Raw genomic sequence first — 18,939 nt, 5'->3', positions numbered from 1 at the left:
CTCTCCTTGTCCGCGTTAATCGCGATCCACAATATTCGGGTCTTTATCCATCTCGGCCAACAGCTTGCGAAGATGATGTCTGACCAGACCACGCTGGCCCCGTTCCGCCCATTTGAGGCAATCGAACAACTCCCACACCAGCCCATCCCCTTCGGCCATATAGGCAGGAAAGTCCCAATGGCTTGGGGCAGGGCCAGAAACCTCAAGCGCACCAAGGGTGGAAGTTTTATCGAACAATGGCAAATAAGGTTTGGCAAGAGGGAACTCAGCCCCCCGATCAAGGATATGGATCTCTATGCTGGACATGTCGAGGAAGATGAACCGCCAGTATGAACAGACCTCTTCATGTCTTCCTTGCCAGCAGTGAAAGACTGCCCGTTCAGCCACAATGGAACGTACAAGCGCCTCCCCCTGTTTATGAAATCCCGGCTCGGCCAGCAACAAGACATCGACATCGGACACCCGGTCTGCTTTGCCCTTTGCAAGCGACCCGACCACTACCCCGGCATCAATCGCAGGATGGGCTTTGCCATGTTCCACGACGGCCTGCAACAACGCGAATTGAAGCGGTGGAATCTTGCCCCAGCGCTCATCCTCCATCATGACGGAACCCCGACAGCAACCGCATCCCCGGGTTGCAGGGTGTAATCCAGCACTATGATGCGCTCCAGCACCGGGCGGAAGATGGCCTTGAGGGAATCATGATCAGGGTGGGGCAGATAGCGCTGGCGGGCCGCTTCGTCGGCGAAGGTCATCAGCACACTATGAGTAAACCCCTCGGCCCGCCCCTCCGGGCTGTCATCACGGCCCCACTCGACGGCGGTCACGCCGCTGACCTGATGGGGAATGGCCAGAAAGGCGGCTCGCACAGCCTCGATCTGGTCAGGCAAAGTGCCTTGTTTGAAGGCGATCAGCAGGATATGTCGGATCATGGCTCACTCCTTGTGATGGTGCAGGTCAGGGCGGGTTCGGGCTACCCGGTTGCGGATTCAGAAGAAATGGAGTGCTCTCGGCCGCCGGCAGCTTGGGCGCCACGGCATCGACCGCCTCTTTCTGCTGCTGGTTGAGCTTGATACGAGCGCGATCCCGGCCAGCTTCGATCAGCTTGGGATCATCGAGCGGGCCCGAGATGCGAAAATCGATGCGGGTCACCACGTCCACCACCGGCTCCAGCAGCTTGGAGAGGGCCAGCACATAAAGGCCGGTCACCGGCGTGATGGAGAAAGCGGCCACGACCGGCAGGGTGCCCCCCAGATTGGGGGAGAAGCTCAGCTCGTAATCGAGCCGCCAGCGCACCAGATCGGCAATCCCCTCGCCGCGCAGATTGCCGGCGGCCCCTTTCATGAAGAAGTCCTGGTTATCTACTACCCCCTGCTTGATCTTGGCAGAGGCAGACATGGATTCGAAGTAGAAGCCCTTGTCGAACACATCGCGAAAATCGAGGCGCAACTTGCGCAGCAGGGAGTCGAGGCTGAGCAGGGAGAGCAGCCGTGCCCCCTTGTCGTTAACCTCGCGCAGGGTGCCGCCTTCCAACTGATAGTTGGCACTGCCCCCCAGCGTTGGCAGGTTCGGGCGGTAGGGCACATCCAGCCAGTTAAGGTCAAAGGCGAGGGAGCCGGGCGCATCACCGATGGGCGAGGTGTAGCCGAGCCGCTTGAGCAGCAGCTCGCTGTTCTTGCTGGTCAGCTTGCCACGGGCCCGGGTCTCCATCCGGTTGCCATCAGCCAGCCAGTCGACGCTGCCGGTGAGCTGGCTGCCCGCCAGCCGGATATCCAGATCCTTGAGGGTCACCTTGTTGGCGCCCGGCAGCAGCTCGCCTTTCACTTCGCCAAGCGGCAACTCGCCAAAACGGCAATCGACGCAGCTCACCTTCAACCAGGGGATGGACGCCATGATGGCGTTATCCTGTTTGGCATCGGGATCCGGGCTCAACTCTTCGCTCTTGCCGGACCAGTAGATACGGGCAAACTTGGCGTCGACCGGGCGGTTGGCCACCACAGGAATGCGGATCACCCCCATCACATCGGGACTGTCGAGCATCACCTCGGTCGCCTGATTGACCGGCCCCACCGTGAAGTGGGTCGCCTTGATGGTGGCGCTGCCGATATTCGCCCGCGCCAGCCGGCCATCCACCCACCACTCCTGCGGCAGGAAAGAGGGGCCAACCACGGCAGTACCGGTCGGCACATTGCCGGAGGGCAGCCACTGCTTGAGTCGGGCCAGCCAGCCGCCGACATCGGCCTCCTGCTGGTTGATGGCGAGCAGCATGGGAACATCGCGCAGTACCCGCGCGCCCGGCTGACCCACATCGACCCGCACCCGGCTCAGATAGGGCACACCTTCGCCGTAAACCAATCTGGTTTGCATATCGACATCCGCCCCCAGCACGGCGCGAATATCGGCACTGCCATCCCGGCCACGAGCGATCACGGTGAGCGGCAGGCGACTGCCACTGCTCTTGGCCAGTGGCGAAGGGAGATCGAGCGCTATCCCCTGCAGAGTGGAGTCGAGACCCAGCTGGAAGCTGAACGGCTTGTCATCGGGCAACGTCAGACCCAGCTTGCCGCCCCAGTTGCTGCGGCCGTTGAGGATGCCATATGAGGAGATGGCAGCGGGCTGGCGGCGGCTATCCCACTGGCCTTTGAAATCGAGGTCGACCTGATAGCGGTCAGGGTGCTGGCGCCCCTGATAGTTGAGGGTGAGCGGCTGATTCCACAGAGTCGCCTTGAGGTTGCTGAAGCGGGTCTGCTCGTTGTCATATTCGAGCCGCCCCTGCACCTTCTCCAGCGGCAGGTCCAGACTGGCGACCCGCACCCTGTTGTTGTTGAAGGTGGCATCGCCGCTCGCCTTCACCTCGCTCTCGCCGTCGAGGGGGATATCGAGCTTGAGCGCCCCCTTGAGCGGGCCACGCACCTCGATCTCCTCCAGCGCCTGCCCCACCGAACTGCCCAACGGGGAGTCCTGCAGATAGTCGCTGATGGCCTTGCCCTCCCCCTGCACCTGCGCATCCACATAGAGATGGCCGCCAGGAGCAAGATCCGGGATCCAGGCATGCACCGAATCGGAGCTCGCCTTGCCCAGTTTGGTCGAGCGGCTGCGCATATCGAGGCTGGCATTCTGGAATAGCAGATCGATCTGCAGGTCGGTAAGTGGTTGCCAACCGGGGAAGAATTCGTAGGTCGCCTGCTCCAGCGGCACCGCCACCTGGAAGATGCCCTCACCCTTCTCGTAGGGGAAATCCCTGAACTCGCCATACCAGAGCAGGTCGGCCCCTTTGGCTTTGCCCCCCTTGATGGCACCACTGAGGTAATCAACCAGCTCCTTGTCCATCACCTGCAGCGGGAAGTAGCGATAGGCATGACCCGCATTCTTTACATCGATGCGGCCGGTCAGCGCGAGGAAAGGGTGCTCGAACAGATCGAGGCGAAAGCGGCTGGCCAGGGTCAGATCCGGGTTATCCAGCGCGATATCCTGCCCGTAGATCACCCAGCCCTGTGTTTCACGCCACCAGTCGAGACGGGCCGAGAAGCTGTCGACCGGGATCGGCTCCTTGAAGTGGCGGGCCGGATCCAGCGTGTCCTTGGCCAGCGCCAGTCTGGCACTGCCTCCCGTTGGGGTCAGCCAGAACTCGCCGTTGAGATCCTGCATCCCGGGTACATCCTGCCACGCCTTGAGACGCACCTTGCTGAAGCGACCGCTGAGGGAGAGATCCTGCCAGTCTGCCTTGGCCAGCAGCGTCAGATCCTGCACCGAGCCCTGCGGATTGGTCTGGCGCAGGGTCTCGCAGAGCGTCGGGTAGAGGGCCGAGACCAGCTGACTCATCTGGGTGATCTTGTCGAACTCAATGCTGGGCAGATAGCCCTGCACCCGATCCCCGATCCGCTCCAGCTGCAGGCGGCTCTGCAACCAGGGTTTGCCATCCAGCTTGAAGGTGACGTTATGGCTCGCCAGTTGCCAGTCGGTGCCGTCGCGGCGCAGCTGGATCTTGCCGCCATCGAGGCCGAAACGGTGCATATCCCCTTTCTTGGGATCCTTCCAAATCAGGTAGTTGGATCCGAATGCCAGCAGGGTATTGCCCAGCTGACCGTTGGCGAAATCGCTCCAGAGCTGAAAGTCGAGCAGACCGGTGATGGCCGGCTCGCCAGCGTGGATCCGCGCAAGCATGGGGCTGATATCGAGGCGGTTGGCGCCAAGATAGAGCTGCCCCTTGAGGCGATCAAGACGCGCTTCAGGCGCTTCAACATCGAGGATCAGGTCGAGGGTACTCTCACCCACCCCGTTGATGAGATAGGCCTTGCCTACCCCCTGATGGCGTTTGCCGCGGTTCTGCCAGCGCAGATGGGCAATGTCGAGTGCCCGCATGTCGCCCAGCGCCGTGGTGACGCTGAGGCGGGTATCGTGCACATCGAAGGTGGAGAGCTGGGTCAGCAGAAAGCGCAGCAGGGCACCCTGCTGGGGGTCACCAGCGGGGCTGTCGTCAGCCGGCTGACTGAAATCGAGGGTGATGTCACCATCGCTCAGGATCAGCTCGCCAAAGACCGGTTTGAGCTGGTTGAGCGTGCGCCAGAAGTCGAGATGAACCCAGGCCTTGCCGAGCTTGATGGTATAGCGCTTGGAGTCGGGGGCGACGGCGAGCTGTTGCAGCTCGAGGGCCGGGCCGGACTGTGTCCAGCTCAGTCCAATCTGATCGACGCTGACCTTGATTTGCGAATCGCCGAGCAGAGAGTTGATAAGGCTCTCCCGGTACTGATTCAGCAAAGGGCCTCCGACCCGTACCAGCGTGACCAACATGGCCAGCAGTACGAACAGAACCCCCAGGGCCAACCAGCCCCGACTCAGCCAGCGATAGACCAATTACATCATCACCACGTCGAACTGCTCCTGACCGCAGAGGGGTTCGCTCACCACCCGCACCTGCTTGCCGATGAATACTTCCAGCTCCGCCAGACTGTGGGACTCCTCGCCATGGAGGTAATCGGCCACCGCAGGCGCGGCGTAGACGGTGAACTGATCCGCATCGTAGGCGCGATTGACCCGGATGATCTCCCGCAGGATCTCGAAGCAGACCGACTCCACCGTCTTGACCCGGCCGCGCCCCTTGCATTCGGGGCACTCGGAGCAGAGCACATGCTCCAGACTCTCGCGGGTACGCTTGCGGGTCATCTCCACCAGACCGAGCTGGGAGAAGCCGTTGACGTTGGTCTTGGCACGATCCTTTGACAGCGCCTGCTCCAGACTGTGCAGTACCCGGCGGCGGTGATCCTCGGACTGCATATCGATGAAGTCGATGATGATGATGCCGCCAAGATTGCGCAGGCGCAGGTGACGGGCGATGGCCGCCGTCGCCTCGACGTTGGTGTTGAAGATGGTCTCTTCCAGATTGCGATGGCCGACAAAGGCGCCGGTGTTGATATCCACCGTGGTCATGGCTTCGGTCTGGTCGATGATGAGGTAGCCGCCGGATTTCAGCTCCACCTTGCGCTCCAGCGCCCGCTGGATCTCGTTCTCCACGTCGTAAAGATCGAAGATGGGCGACTCGCCGGGGTAGTACTCCAGCTTGCTGGCCAGCTCCGGCACGTACTCTTCGGTGAAGCGCTTGAGCTGATCGAAGCTCTGACGGGAGTCAACGCGGATCTTGTCGAGCTCGGCACCAACAAAGTCGCGCACCACCCGAAATGCCAGACTGGGATCCTCGTAGAGGATCTTGCAGGGAGGATACTTCTGCTTGCGCTCGAGGATCTTGCGCCACAGCCGTTTCAGGAAGGCGGCATCCTGCTCCAGCTCCTGCTCCCCCACCCCTTCGGCAGCGGTGCGGATGATGTAGCCGCCCAGTTCATCCACATAACCGGCCACGGTGCGCTTGAGACGCTCGCGCTCTGCTTCGGACTCGATACGCTGGGAGACGCCGACATGGGCACTGCCCGGCATAAAGACCAGATAGCGGGATGGCAGGGTGATGTCGGTGGTGAGACGGGCCCCCTTGGTACCCAGCGGATCTTTCACCACCTGCACCATGATGTCCTGCCCCTGACGCACCAGCTCGGCGATGTTGCCGACCTGGAACTGCTCCTTCTCCTTCACCGCCACACACTCGGTGTGGGGGACGATATCGGAGGCATGCAAAAAGGCCGCCTTGTCCATGCCGATATCGACGAAGGCCGCCTGCATGCCCGGGAGTACCCGGCTGATCTTGCCTTTGTAGATGTTGCCGACAATGCCGCGCTTGGCCTGACGCTCTACGTGCACTTCCTGCAGCAGACCATTTTCGACCAGGGCGACCCGGGTTTCGGAGGGGGTAACGTTAACCAGCAGTTCTACCGACATAAGTAACCTTGCCTGTTCCAGTTTTGAATTCTTATACAGCCAATCCGGTACAACGCGCGCAAGGACGAACGCAGCAGCACAGCTGACGGGAAATTACCTGGGCTGTTCCAGATGATGCTTGATCAGCAGATCCGTTTCCAGCAGGGGCAGGCCAACCACGGCGCTGTAGCTCCCCTCGATACGGCTGACGAACTTGCCAGCAATACCCTGAATGCCGTAGGCTCCGGCCTTGTCACAGGGCTCACCGGTCTGCCAGTAGGCCTCGATTTCGGCCTCGTCCAGCTTGCGAAATGCCACGTTGGTGGTGACCAGTCGCACGTCACAACGATCCTTGCTGGCCAGCGCCACCGCCGTCATCACCTGATGCACCTTGCCGGAGAGCGCCTCCAGCATGTCTTTGGCATCGAGCAGATCGGAAGGTTTCTCCAGCACTCTGTCGCCCAGCACCACTATGGTGTCGGCGCCCAGCACCGGCAATGCGTCAGGTGCGATAGCCACACCGGCCATCGCCTTGTCGCGGGCGAGGCGGCAGACGTAATCCTGCGCCTTTTCGCCCTCTTCCCGCTGCTCGGGCACATCGAGTTTCAACACCTCGAAACGGTAGCCAAGCTGGGTCAGCAGTTCGCGACGGCGGGGGGAACCCGACGCAAGATAGAGTTGCAGTTCGTTGTTTTTGCTCATATTTACCTGATATTGAAGCGGCGCCGCACTTTGCGCAACACCAGAAACACCCAGGGCCATATTAGCATCGTCGTCAACGTCGACCAAAAGTAGGCGAAGTTGAGGCTGGCACGGCTAAACAGGTGCTCGGCCCAGAAGACCGTCAGTTTGCCCACCAGCGAGAGGCAGCCGATGATCAGCGCCTGCTGCCAGAGGGAGAAGTTGCGGATCTTCTGGAACTGGAAGGCCGCCAGATAGGTGGTGATGGCCATCGCCATGGCGCGCACGCCGAGGGTGCTGCCAAGCAGCACATCCAGCAGCAGACCGGCCACCCAGGCGGTGCCAACGTTGGTCCGGTGCGGCAGCGCCAGCGCCCAGTAGATGAGCACCATGGCCAGCCAGTCCGGACGGAATGGATCAAATTCAAAGGGAAGCGGCAGGATCGACAGGCTTAAAGCCAGCAGGATCGAGATCCAGATCCAGATCCTGCCACTGGCGGGTTGCAGCATCAGCGAGTGGCTCCTGCGGCGGACGCAGCGGCAGCGGGGGCCGGGCGTTCGCCATCCTTGTCATTTACCTCGGGCTTCTTGTCGGTCCACAGCAGCAGCAGATAGCGCAACCGATCCAGCTCGACCAGCGGTTTGGCCTCGATCTGGGCGAAGGGCTTGCCCTCCACATACTCGGAGCGGGTCACAGTCGCCACCGGATAGCCTTCCGGGAAGCGGCCGCCAAGACCGGAGGTGACCAGCAGATCACCCACCTGAATATCGGTGTTGCGCGGCAGGTTGCGCAGTTCCAGCTTGTCGAGCTCGCCACTGCCGGAAGCGATGGCGCGCAAATCGTTGCGCAGCACCCGCACCGGAATGCCGTGGCTGGAATCGGTGATCAGCAGCACGCGACTGGTGGTGGAGCCCACATGGAGCACCTGACCAATCACACCCTGATCGTTGATCACTGCCTGACCGTTGTAGACGCCATCCAGCGCCCCCTTGTTGATCAGCACCTGATGGCTGAAGGGGTCGGAGTCCACCGATAGCAGCTCGGCCACCATCTTGCGGGACTCTTTGTGTACCGGCGAACCGAGCAGCTCACGCAGCCGCTGGTTCTCGTGCTCCAGCTGATCCATTTTGAGCAGGCGGGCACGCAGGGTGAACAGTTGTTGCTCCTGCTGCTTGGTCTGCTCGATGAGATCGGCGCGGGTCTGCACCTGGGTCGACATGGTGTCGAGCAAGGTGCCGGGCGCATTGGCCATGTACTGCAACGGACTGACTAACGAACTGAGGTAGACGCGGACGTGGCTGAACACACCGAAGCGAGAATCCGCGACGATGGCAGCAATGGAGATGATGACGGCGAGAAACAACCGTAACTGAAGCGAAGGGCCTCTACCAAAAATGGGTTTCATGGGTCGTCAAAAAAGAGCCGGCACGCTGGCCGGCTTTGGGTCTTATTCGTAGTGGAACAGATCGCCACCGTGCATATCGATCAGCTCCAGCGCCTTGCCGCCGCCACGGGCCACACAGGTGAGGGGATCTTCGGCAACGACGACGGGGATACCGGTCTCTTCCATCAGCAGACGGTCGATATCTTTCAGCAGCGCACCACCACCGGTCAGCACCATGCCGCGCTCGGAGATGTCGGAAGCCAGTTCCGGCGGAGACTGTTCCAGCGCCACCATCACGGCAGCCACGATACCGGACAGCGGCTCTTGCAGCGCTTCCAGGATCTCGTTGGAGTTGAGGGTAAAGCTGCGCGGCACACCTTCAGCCAGGTTGCGACCACGGACTTCGATCTCGCGCACCTCTTCGCCCGGGTAGGCGGAGCCGATCTCGTGCTTGATGCGCTCGGCAGTAGCTTCACCGATCAGGCTGCCGTAGTTGCGACGAACGTAGCTGATGATCGCTTCATCAAACTTGTCGCCACCTATACGGACAGACTGGGAGTAAACCACACCGTTCAGGGAGATGATGGCCACTTCGGTAGTACCACCACCGATATCAACCACCATGGAACCGGTCGCTTCGGATACCGGCAGACCGGCACCGATGGCAGCAGCCATAGGCTCGTCGATCAGGTAAACCTCGCGGGCACCGGCACCCAGAGCGGATTCCTTGATGGCGCGACGCTCAACCTGAGTGGAGCCACACGGTACACACACCAGCACTCGCGGGCTGGGGCGGAAATAGTTGTTGTCGTGAACCTGCTTGATGAAGTGCTGCAGCATCTTCTCGGTCACGTAAAAATCGGCAATCACGCCGTCTTTCATCGGGCGGATCGCGGAGATGTTGCCCGGGGTACGGCCCAGCATCTGCTTGGCGGCATGACCGACAGCAGCGACCGATTTGGCGTTCCCGCGCTCTTGGCGAATGGCGACAACTGAGGGTTCGTTAAGGACGATCCCTTGATCTTTTACATAGATCAGGGTGTTGGCAGTTCCCAAATCGATCGACAGATCGTTGGAAAAGACGCCTCTGAGCTTTTTGAACATGGCTACGGGAAATCCTAAGAATTTGGAGGTGCAGAAAACCGGCTAACTTTACCAATGCCCACCCCAATGGGCAAGCGCTCAAACTGTCGCCAATCAATCAAACGCGACAAAAGTGCGAGTCATTACTCACTTGCTCAGGCTTGCCAGCCCTCATAAACAGGGTGTTGGGGGGAGAAGATACGCCTCACCCCCTGTTGTGACACCTCAGCGCAATATTTCGCGCCGATAGATAATTCTGTCATTACCGCGGGTCGAACCAAAGATGGCCTCACCTTGCAGGGTCAGCGGATCGGAGAGCCAGAGCGGTGACGACGGTTGTTTCGCCAGATCGACCTTGTAGGGGATCCGCACCGAAATATCGGGTTTGGCAAACTGGAACAGGATCTCGCCATCCTTGGCCATGGCAGACATGGCGCCCGGGGCCGAACTGCCCAACCCCAGCTTGATGGTACGCCCGGTTCCCAGATTGAGATTGCTGGTTGCCGCATCAAACGAGTGGCTTGGATTGAGGAACGCAATCCCCTGACTGGCAAGGGAGAGCTGGGTGCACTGATCCAGCTTGTTTAACACCCAGTTGCCCGCTTCGTAATATTGCATCTGCAGCGGAATGGCCAACGGTGCCGAGGCAAGACCCGCTCCTGTCCCCGCCATCAGCCGGCCAAAATAGGTCTGCATTGGCACGCTGTCGATCAATCTTGCGTTGCAAGCCGCCCCGCTACAATTGCCGACCACCGCATCGTTGAAGTCAGGCGTGGCGATCAGGGTATTGCCACCGTCGTTGTCGTTCATATAGAGGCCAAACAGCAGCGACTTGTAGGGGCCATCTGGCTGGGTATCAGAGAGACGGGCAAAGGCAGTGGCGCCGTTAAACGCAGCTTTACCGTTGACCCATGATGGCACCGCGAGGCTGGTCAGTCGGGTCGCCAGAGAGTTGCCGTCCTTGTTATTGGCGACGGAAATATAGGCACTGCCCTTGGCGAAAGCGCCAGTATAGTTCTGAGTCTGTCCCCCGGACTGGTTGCGAGCCCGCACATCAAGCGTCACCCCAAAAGGTTGCCCCATATAGGAGAAAGCGTTGCAGGCCGGCACGATGTCGCCACTGACCAGATTGAAGTCGCTCGGCACAAAACGCCCCAACGGCGCGCTCTGAGCTGAAGGGATGGTATAACCGAAGTAACCATTGGCCGGCGGGGTTGCTGTCATTCTGAACACCCCCACCTCGTTTACCGTCTGGTTGACGGTATTGATACTGTTGGTTGCCGCAGCATGGTTATAGGTAGCGGTTCCTACCGTAGCATTGGTACCCGGTGTTGGAGCAACCAGGCTAGTGCCAAGGGCGATACCGTTCAGCGCAAAGTTGGGAGTGGCCAGATTCCCCGTACAGATATCGTTGTCACTGCCTGACTCCCAGGCCATGGCCTGGATCTGGATCGGGAAAGTAGCCCCAGTTTTTCGGAAAACTGGGCAGTTGGCGTAATTGCCGGAACAACTACCACTGGCACTGGTGATACAGAGCCCCACCGGCCGAGCCACAAACTGATCCGATCCTGTCATGATCAGACCTGCCTCATTGCCACTACCGTCATAGCGGGCATCCAGCTGCACCTGACCGGCATCGGGATACGCGACCGTTATGGAAGATTGCCCCTGAGCATCAAAAGCGAGAGAGAGGGGGGTTGCAGCGCCCTGACTGGCACCAATCGCACTGCTGTTGACGCTGATCTGGCTGTTATAGGGGTTACTGACAGGGGTGATATAGCTGCTCCAGAACTTGACGCTCTTGGTCTGACTGGCAAACCCCGGCACACACAGCTTGGTCACATCGCTCTTTTTGACCGCCTTGATGGTCACTATCTGCGGCTGATTGGAATAGGTGTCAGGCACATCAAAGAAGAAGCCACTATCGGCAAAACTCAGGGTACAGGCCGCAGAACTGAGTGTACCGCTACCCGCTTTACAGAGTGTGGTACTGAAAGGCTTGGTCGTTGGCGAGGAGCCGGATACCCCTATGGTCACTGAACTGGCCGTATTGTTGCGCAACTGCACCGTTGTCGTGCCGCCGGTAAAAGTAACCGTATTGCCACCAATCCAACCATTGCTGGCAGAAGTGGGAGTAAGACTCAGAGTCGCGGTCACCGGGTCTGTGATTAGCGTGGTACAAGCTGGATTGGCGCACGCCTTGATCGTCACAGTTTCAGGATTGCAGGTCAGTGCCTGACCGGAGTGATAGAGCTCAAAGTGGTCAATCTGAACACCGACGGGATTGGAACGCAAGGCACAGATCTGCACATTGTCGAGTTCATGTACGTTGGTTGAACCGCCTGTGGAACCGGTGAGAGAGAGCAAGAAATCGCTTGGAACCTGAGACTGGCCGCTCAGGCTCTGGGCATTGAACCAGTCGATCAGTGTGACGTTGCCGCTACCGGTATTCCGTTCTACTTTGACCAACGACTGCCCGGTAATGCGAGAATCGATTGTAAGCTGGTACTTGTGATTGGAACCGCCATTGCCATCGACCGTCGGGCTCAGACAGTTACTGAACGTGTTGGTTGTCCCATTGTTACAGGCGCCCCTGAGATAGTTGTAACCACTGGTTCCGGAACCAGATCCCCTAATAGCTACCGACTGTCGCCGTTGCCCGACGTTAGTCGTACCGCCTTCGCCTGAGTAATTACCGAACTCGTCGAAACCAATCCCCAGCCAACCACCGGCAAACCCGGGGATACCAGGCTTGAAACCATAGCCAAGCGGGCCACCGAATGCTCCTGGCTGCGGAGTAACGGTAGCATCAGAGAGCACCACCGCCATCCCATCTGCCCCGGTTCCACCGTAGGCATAATGGTTAAAGGAGATGGTCACCAGATTGCTCGCTGCCGGAAATAGTCGCTGATAAGTCGTCGAGGTAGCCTGATCGCCTACCGCCTGGGTCAGGCGCAAACGGCCGCTGACAATTGAGGGAGTGAAGGTGCCACTGCTGGTCTTCACCACCCAGTCGCTGCTCAGGGTACCGGACGAGAAGTTATCGCTAAAACAGGTCAATGACGGGGTAAATGCCTGATCATTAATGGCACTGCTACTGGCCATGGTCAGGGAGCGGCTGGTGGCACGTCCATTGATGACCGAGGTGTTGTTCATCACCAGAGAGGCATCTGAATAGACATAGCCATTGAGCAGAGTATCGCTGTTGAGAGTGATGTCCTGATAACCGAAAAGCAGCAAGGACCCCATGCTGGAGCGATTCAAAACGGCTCCATTGAGCTGCACAGACTGATTGACGAAGATCCGTACATCCCCCTGTATCTCGATCTCGGCCCCCTGATTGAGGATCAACTGATCGACCCAGTAATCCCCGCTTGGCAGCACCAGCTTGGCGCCGCTACCCGCTTCCAGTTTCTGGATCCGATAATCGCTACGGGCAGAGGAGAAGGTAACGGTACAACTGTTATAGAGAGATAGACTGGAAAACTGGTACTGGCTCGCACTACCCAGGTTGATACTTTGCCCGGCAGTGCAAAAAGAGATGCCACCATTGCTGCCATTACCGGTTAGAAAGGAATTGGCGCCATTTGTAGAAAGGCCTTGAATAGTATTAGTTGCAATAGTGCATATTCTTCTGCTGCCATTGGCATTATCACAGCTATCAGTGGGCATGCCGGAACCTTGATTGGAATAGCAGAAATTGAGAGCGCTACCTCCAGTTCCGGTTATTTTGGTGCTGTTATTCATGGTTAAAGTGGAATAATTATTTCCCCACCAGCCACACCAACCATTACCAGCCCCACCATGTCCTTGCACAACAGCAGGAAAATAGGTGGATGTGTTGATAGTCTGAAACGCCCCGGCCGCACTACTGAATAGCCAGAAGGCTAGAATCAACCAAACCTTGCGCATCAGGGTGTACCTCCATTAAAAGCTTCCACCATCACGGTTCTGCTCACCATAAAATCAGAGCTATCCGAGGTGAGGTCACTTGTTCCGCATGTACCAACACTCTCCAGTCTATAGCCGTTGGTCACGGTTCCGTTGTAGGTCACCGGCACACTGCCGCAACGAACCACAGCCTGACAACCTGCAAGCCCGGGATTGGCGGTAAAGTTGACTGAAGTGGTTGCCGGGCACAACGCGGGAGGAGCCGGCTGGGCGAGAGTGCGATTTGGAAACAACCGATAGAGCGCCATTTCCAGCCCGCTCTGGGCAGCCAGCAGGGCACGCACGCTACGTACCTCCACGGTATTTTTTTCGCTGCTATCGACCAGAAAACGCCCCATGGCCGCAGCCAGCAGTGCCATGACCACAATGACAAAGAGCGCAATCATCAGGGCGCTCCCCCGCATACCTCTGGGTGAGCGCGCATCAAGGGACATTGAGCACCTCGATCTTGTGATTGAACGTGACCGACTCCCCCTTGCGCTCGAATACGAAGCGCATGCCAAACTCCCCTTCCGCGTTGAAGGCTGAGGTTTCCCGATAGAAATTGCCGGAAGCAAGAGAATCGGCCATCAACACGCCGGTGGCAGGCAAAGATACACTGATGGCAGCACTTGCCCGGGTGATCGTGTTGCCCTCAACGCAATAGCGAACCTGCTGATTTGCAAAGTAAACCCGGCTCCCCGGCGAGAGGCCGGCAAGACTCTCGGCACTGGTGTAGCGGATAGATTGTGCACCGGAGACTGGAATCTGCACCGCTGTGACGTTTGCCACGCAGCGCCCGTAATCACAACCACTGCTCAGGGAACCCGCACTGGAATTGGGTAACGGAAAGACCACCATCAGATCACCGACTTTGACCGCCGTCGCATCAGTGCTCAGGGGATCCGTCGCGGCGGCAGGAGTTGCCATCACCAGCTCCAGCGTGGAGCTGCTGCCCGATACCGTCTTGTTCAGGGCAAGGTAGCGACTTGATGTGCTGATGGGCCAGAAGCGCAAGCAGACACCGGAATCAACCCAGAGGCCGCCCGCAGTCTCGATCCGCTCAGAACCGGGCACCGCATTGCGCAGCTCGCGGTTTAGCCGCTCCATGGCGAAGCGAGCGTCGCTCATCAACTGCTCACGGCTGCTGGCATCGCCATAGATCTGGGTGCCGATACCGATAAACTGGCTGGTGAAGGTTGCCATGATCCCGAGCAGCAGAATCACCATCACCAGCTCGACCAGAGTAAAACCTCTGGCTGAGCATAAAGCGGTCAGGGCCGAGCTACGGCCCCGTTGAATGATCCTGCCCATCAGTAATTCCCCCGATAGAAGGAGAAATCGAGCACGCTCTGATTGGGCAGGCGAATCTGCAGATCGATGCGCTTGCCTACCGGGCAGGGGGCCGTACAGTTCTTGAAGGTACCATCGCTGAAATCAACGGCACTGACAGCGATTTTGACCTGATAGTTGCGATACTCATCGCTGCCGATACCTGACGCAGTCTGGGTAAACCAGCTGGCATCCCGCCAGTTTCCCGCAGTATCGAAGTCATCCACATCGTTGTAGGCGTAGGGGGTAGGCTCACCATCGGGGCCATATTGACTGGGCTGCCAACCAGCAATCGTCGGAGCAGGAGGTTGCTGGGTACATGTCACGCCAACAGGGCAGCTGCAATCCCCATAAAATTGGCCATTGAAGGTCTCACCACAACGGTAACGACCACCGTTATGATCTGATTTTTCATCAAACGACTTTTGCAGGATCTCGCCAGTCAGGCGCTGGGCCAATTGGGCGGCACGCACCTGCTGCACCGGATCAACCGCCTGTGGCGCCTGATTGATGAGTAAACCGAGAATGCCGGTCAGAGCCACCGCCAGCAGCACTATGCCGACGATCAGCTCGATCAGGGTAAAACCGCGTTCAGGGGCTCTCATGGATATAGCCCTCTGACTCGATCCTGAGTGTTCCCGCCTCACGACCATCGCCTACCTGCAGAGTACATCCCCCACCGCAAACCCCGATTGGTCGTCCCATCTGATCGAAACGGAGCACAAAGCTGCTGTTGTTATTGAGGGAGATAGTCATACCGGCAGAAGGCGTGACCGGGCGGCCACGGGTGCGTTGATTGCCACTCCAGCTGGCAATAGCGCCAGGGGCAGGACAAACCCCGCCGACAACAGCCTGGGTAATATGAGCAAAACTGGATGCATCGACCACCAGCTGGGTGCAGCGGTTGGCAGGCTCATGCATATTGACGGTTTGCACCAAGCGCAGCCGGGTCAACAGCTCATCACGCAAACTTTGAGTTTCAAAGCTGCCTTTGCCCAGCCATTTGGGCACGGCAAAGGCGGCCAGAATCCCGAGCAACAGGATTACCAGTACCAGTTCAATCAGGGTAAAGCCCTTTTGCATCGACTCACTCTCGATAGAAAAAGCGGGGCTTTAGCCCCGCTCTCATGGCAATGGTTAGCAACCGGACTTGGCTGTCGATGCTGCGCCACTGGCGTTCGCTTCGGTATAGACCACAGTACAGGTTGAACCTGAGGTCTGATACACATAGGTAGAGCCACTAACACTACCAACCCAAAGAGGATCGATAGTTGCAGCTTTGCCAATACCAGCAGAAGTCGCCGTCGGATATCCATATTTGATGGTAACGGTGGTGTTGTCAGCCAAAGTCACTGTCTTGGTACCAGTAGTATCTTTTTCATTGCCGTCCAACACAGCTCGGCTATAGACCAGTTGAGCAGAGCTTGCTACCGCACCTTTTACACCATCAGCAGCTGCTTTTTTGGCATCATCCTGCAGATTCAGGAACTTGGGCGCAGCAGTCACTGCCAGAATACCCAGAATGATGATCACGATAACCAGTTCGATCAGGGTAAAACCCGCCTGTTTTTTCATTGCACTTTCCTCTGTCAATTAATGTTGGTGGTCACCTGACCGGAGGCCGGACGGTAACTGAAACTCATAAATGCATCAGTACTGCCTTGCGGATCCTGATACTTGCCATCGCTGCCCTTACTTAAACTATTGACCAAATAGTAACGGCAGACCGAATCAAGTCCATTACTACTCACGGTGGCATAGTATTTCAGGTCATTACCACTACCGCGCACTTCACTGAAGCTGGCCGTAGCCTTGGGCGGGTTTTGCAGCAACCCCTCCCAAATTTTCAGACACCGCGCGGCCGTCAGATTGGCGGGATCCACATCGGGAGTGCCGCCAGCAGCGGTATCCATCGGATAACCCGGAGATAACTCGCCATTGCTGATCTGGGTATCGGACGGTGTTGTGAGATAGAAACGGGAACCGTCATAGAGCACTGTGTTGAGGCTATCCTGTTTGGCTCGCCCCTCAGCCTCCCACTGGGCCCGCACCAGAGATACCCCGGTAGCAAAACCGCCGGAGACCCCCTCGACACTGGCCTTCTTCGCCTCGTCAGTCACATCGAGAAAACGGGGCAACGCCGTTACCGCCAGGATCCCCAAGATCACGATGACGATCACCAGCTCAATCAGAGAGAAACCTGCCGTCCGTTTCATCATCCCTCTCATTGGCACTCTCAGTGCCGTTGATTTCATTGTCATGCACCCTCCCCAATAGAGCCTGTATTATTTCATGCAGACTCAAAAAAATCATGCCGTTAGGCTCTATCATCGCCCTTGTTCAAGGTGATTTAATCACGCGCCCGTCAGAAAATTGATAAAAGAGCCAATAACCATCCCACCCGATGTCGCAACCACTGCCATCGGCGCGGGCCAGAAACTGCAGAGGAGGCAGCTCCTCCTGCTGTTCTCCCATCAGCGCCTGCCACAGCTGCCGGCAATCAGCGGAAGGGGATCGCAGTGGCGACAGACCAAGCGGCCAGCCTCGCTCATCGAAATGCCAGCCCTGCTCACCCACATAGAGCGTCTGGGGCCGCCGCTCATCGAGCCAGAGGCCGTGCAAACGTTGTGCCCGTTCGGCAAATTGCACACCCAGCAGGGTGAGAGTAAGCTGCTGTGCCTCCTCCCGGTTGTGCTGATAAGCGCGCGCCAACGTAGCCACAATAATCATCAGCAGGATCACCACCGCAATCCGCCGATAGCCGCCGAGCCAGCGGTCATCCTGCACTGCCTGTCTGCTCATCCAGCCCTCGACTCCCCCGCAGCTACGCCAGCAAATTACTTGCCTCGCACAGCGCACATCATGTTCCACCACTTCGGCGTGAAGATACCGAGCTACTTGCTTCTTACGGCTCTCATCATGTCCCACCACTCCGGCGTGAAAATACCGGGTTACTTGCCTCTTACGGCCCTCATCATGTCCCACTCTGGCGTGAAGATACTGGGTTACTTTCCTCTTACGGCTCTCATCATGTCCCACATCGGCGTGAAGATACCCAGCGCTAGGATCAGCACCATGACCGCCACAATCCCGATCAGGATCGGCTCGATCCGCGCGGTGAGGCTCTTGAGGTCATAGTCGACCTCTCGCTCGTAATATTCGGCCGCTTCATGGAGCAGGTCATCGACCTGACCGGTCTCTTCACCCACCGCAATCATCTGCATTACCAGCGGGGTAAACAGGCCGCTGCTGCTGGCGGTGCGCAGCAGGCTTTCGCCCCGCTCGATCCCGGCCCGCATGTCACGGATCCGGCCAGCCATATAAGAGTTATCCACCGCATCGGCAACCAGCGTCAGTGCCGAATTGAGCGGCACCCCGGCTTTAAGCATCATGGAAAAACTGCGGGCAAAACGGGCCAGCAGGGAGCGCTCGATGATGGTACCTACGATAGGCAACCTGAGTTGCCAGCGATGCCAGGTCAGCTTGCCCTTGGGAGTGGCCACCCAGCGCCGCCAGCTGACGACAATAGCAATCAGGGTGGCGAGCATCAGCCACCAGTAGTGCACAAAGAAGTGGGAGGTTGCGAGCAGGATCCGGGTCGCCAGCGGCAACTCCGCCCCGAATTTGGCAAACATGCCGGCAAAGACCGGTATCACCATGATATTGAGGATCACCATAGCAATACCGATGGCGATCAACACGAAGCTGGGATAACGCATCGCCGTCTTGATCCGCTTGCGGGTCTCCAGCTCCAGCTCGAAATAGGTGGCAAGCTGCAGGAAGGCCTCTTCCAGCTGACCGGTGTTCTCACCAACGTGAATAATGGCGATGAAGAGGCTGCTGAACACTCTGGGGTGAGCCTGCATCGAGCTCGACAAGGGTCGGCCGTTGCCAAGATCCTCTCCCAGCGCATGGAGCGCACGTTTGAGCGGCTTGCTGTGGGTGCTATCCTCCAGCCCGGCGATGGCGCGCAGGATCGGGATCCCGGCCCGGGTCAGGGCATACATCTGGCGGCAGAAGATCACCAGCTCATCGAGTTTGACACCACCTTCCAGCAGCAGCGACCAGTTAAGCTCGGCCCCCTTGGCCTTGCCCGGTTTGAGCTCGGTAGGCATCACGCCACGGCGCATCAATTGCTCGGCCGCCGCCATTTCGTTGGCCGCCTCAACCACACCGCTGGTAGCGTTGCCCTGGCTGTCGCGCCCCTTGTAGGCAAAGTTAGCCAT

17 protein-coding genes are annotated in these 18,939 nt (G+C 58.5%); all 17 read right to left on the bottom strand.

The window, feature by feature from the left end; translation table 11 throughout:
* Positions 1-15: 15 nt before the first annotated feature.
* Positions 16-603 (bottom strand): nucleotidyltransferase domain-containing protein, encoded by a 588-nt coding sequence (locus AACS24_RS14110; protein ID WP_108571076.1) that lies wholly within the window; start codon positions 601-603, stop codon positions 16-18.
* Positions 600-932, bottom strand: a complete 333-nt coding sequence (locus AACS24_RS14105) for a Dabb family protein (protein ID WP_108571075.1) — start codon at positions 930-932, stop codon at positions 600-602. The genes AACS24_RS14110 and AACS24_RS14105 overlap by 4 nt, the downstream gene beginning before the upstream one ends.
* Positions 933-957: 25 nt before the next feature.
* Positions 958-4,854: a YhdP family protein gene (locus tag AACS24_RS14100; RefSeq protein ID WP_181364184.1), complete on the bottom strand. Its 3,897-nt coding sequence runs from the start codon at positions 4,852-4,854 to the stop codon at positions 958-960.
* Entirely contained in the window at positions 4,855-6,324 is a 1,470-nt protein-coding gene (gene rng, locus AACS24_RS14095) for a ribonuclease G (RefSeq protein WP_005340056.1), read from the bottom strand.
* A gap of 93 nt (positions 6,325-6,417) precedes the next feature.
* Entirely contained in the window at positions 6,418-7,005 is a 588-nt protein-coding gene (locus tag AACS24_RS14090; RefSeq protein WP_108571074.1) for a Maf family protein, read from the bottom strand.
* A 2-nt stretch (positions 7,006-7,007) separates the two neighbouring features.
* Positions 7,008-7,493 (bottom strand): rod shape-determining protein MreD, encoded by a 486-nt coding sequence (mreD, locus tag AACS24_RS14085; RefSeq protein ID WP_033112548.1) that lies wholly within the window; start codon positions 7,491-7,493, stop codon positions 7,008-7,010.
* Positions 7,493-8,389 (bottom strand): rod shape-determining protein MreC, encoded by an 897-nt coding sequence (mreC, locus tag AACS24_RS14080; RefSeq protein ID WP_033112549.1) that lies wholly within the window; start codon positions 8,387-8,389, stop codon positions 7,493-7,495. The genes mreD and mreC overlap by 1 nt, the downstream gene beginning before the upstream one ends.
* A 42-nt stretch (positions 8,390-8,431) precedes the next feature.
* Complete coding sequence (locus AACS24_RS14075; protein ID WP_005340051.1) at positions 8,432-9,472, bottom strand: rod shape-determining protein; 1,041 nt, start codon at positions 9,470-9,472, stop codon at positions 8,432-8,434.
* 204 nt (positions 9,473-9,676) lie between these two features.
* Positions 9,677-13,363 carry a DUF6701 domain-containing protein gene (locus AACS24_RS14070; protein ID WP_108571073.1) on the bottom strand — a complete coding sequence of 1,229 codons (3,687 nt, stop codon included), beginning with the start codon at positions 13,361-13,363 and terminating at the stop codon, positions 9,677-9,679.
* Positions 13,363-13,788, bottom strand: a complete 426-nt coding sequence (locus AACS24_RS14065; RefSeq protein ID WP_108571072.1) for an MSHA biogenesis protein MshP — start codon at positions 13,786-13,788, stop codon at positions 13,363-13,365. Before AACS24_RS14065 ends, AACS24_RS14070 begins: the two co-directional genes overlap by 1 nt.
* Before the next feature lie 37 nt (positions 13,789-13,825).
* A complete protein-coding gene (locus tag AACS24_RS14060; protein ID WP_108571071.1) occupies positions 13,826-14,695 on the bottom strand; it encodes a PilW family protein in 870 nt (289 codons plus the stop codon).
* Positions 14,695-15,318: a prepilin-type N-terminal cleavage/methylation domain-containing protein gene (locus tag AACS24_RS14055; protein WP_108571070.1), complete on the bottom strand. Its 624-nt coding sequence runs from the start codon at positions 15,316-15,318 to the stop codon at positions 14,695-14,697. Before AACS24_RS14055 ends, AACS24_RS14060 begins: the two co-directional genes overlap by 1 nt.
* The gene (locus tag AACS24_RS14050; protein ID WP_108571069.1) at positions 15,305-15,796 is read right to left on the bottom strand and encodes a prepilin-type N-terminal cleavage/methylation domain-containing protein; all 492 of its coding nucleotides are present in this window, start codon (positions 15,794-15,796) and stop codon (positions 15,305-15,307) included. Before AACS24_RS14050 ends, AACS24_RS14055 begins: the two co-directional genes overlap by 14 nt.
* Positions 15,797-15,850: 54 nt before the next feature.
* A complete protein-coding gene (locus AACS24_RS14045; RefSeq protein WP_041209627.1) occupies positions 15,851-16,288 on the bottom strand; it encodes a prepilin-type N-terminal cleavage/methylation domain-containing protein in 438 nt (145 codons plus the stop codon).
* 14 nt (positions 16,289-16,302) lie between these two features.
* Positions 16,303-16,974: an MSHA fimbrial major subunit MshB gene (mshB, locus tag AACS24_RS14040; RefSeq protein ID WP_108571068.1), complete on the bottom strand. Its 672-nt coding sequence runs from the start codon at positions 16,972-16,974 to the stop codon at positions 16,303-16,305.
* A gap of 79 nt (positions 16,975-17,053) precedes the next feature.
* Positions 17,054-17,515, bottom strand: coding sequence for a hypothetical protein (locus AACS24_RS14035; protein WP_108571067.1), 462 nt, complete (start codon positions 17,513-17,515; stop codon positions 17,054-17,056).
* 203 nt (positions 17,516-17,718) lie between these two features.
* Positions 17,719-18,939, bottom strand: a complete 1,221-nt coding sequence (locus tag AACS24_RS14030; RefSeq protein WP_108571066.1) for a type II secretion system F family protein — start codon at positions 18,937-18,939, stop codon at positions 17,719-17,721.

It is taken from the genome of Aeromonas sp. HMWF016, from assembly GCF_963878195.1.
Lineage (GTDB): Bacteria > Pseudomonadota > Gammaproteobacteria > Enterobacterales > Aeromonadaceae > Aeromonas > Aeromonas lacus.
This window is presented reverse-complemented; position numbering and strand designations above follow the sequence as displayed.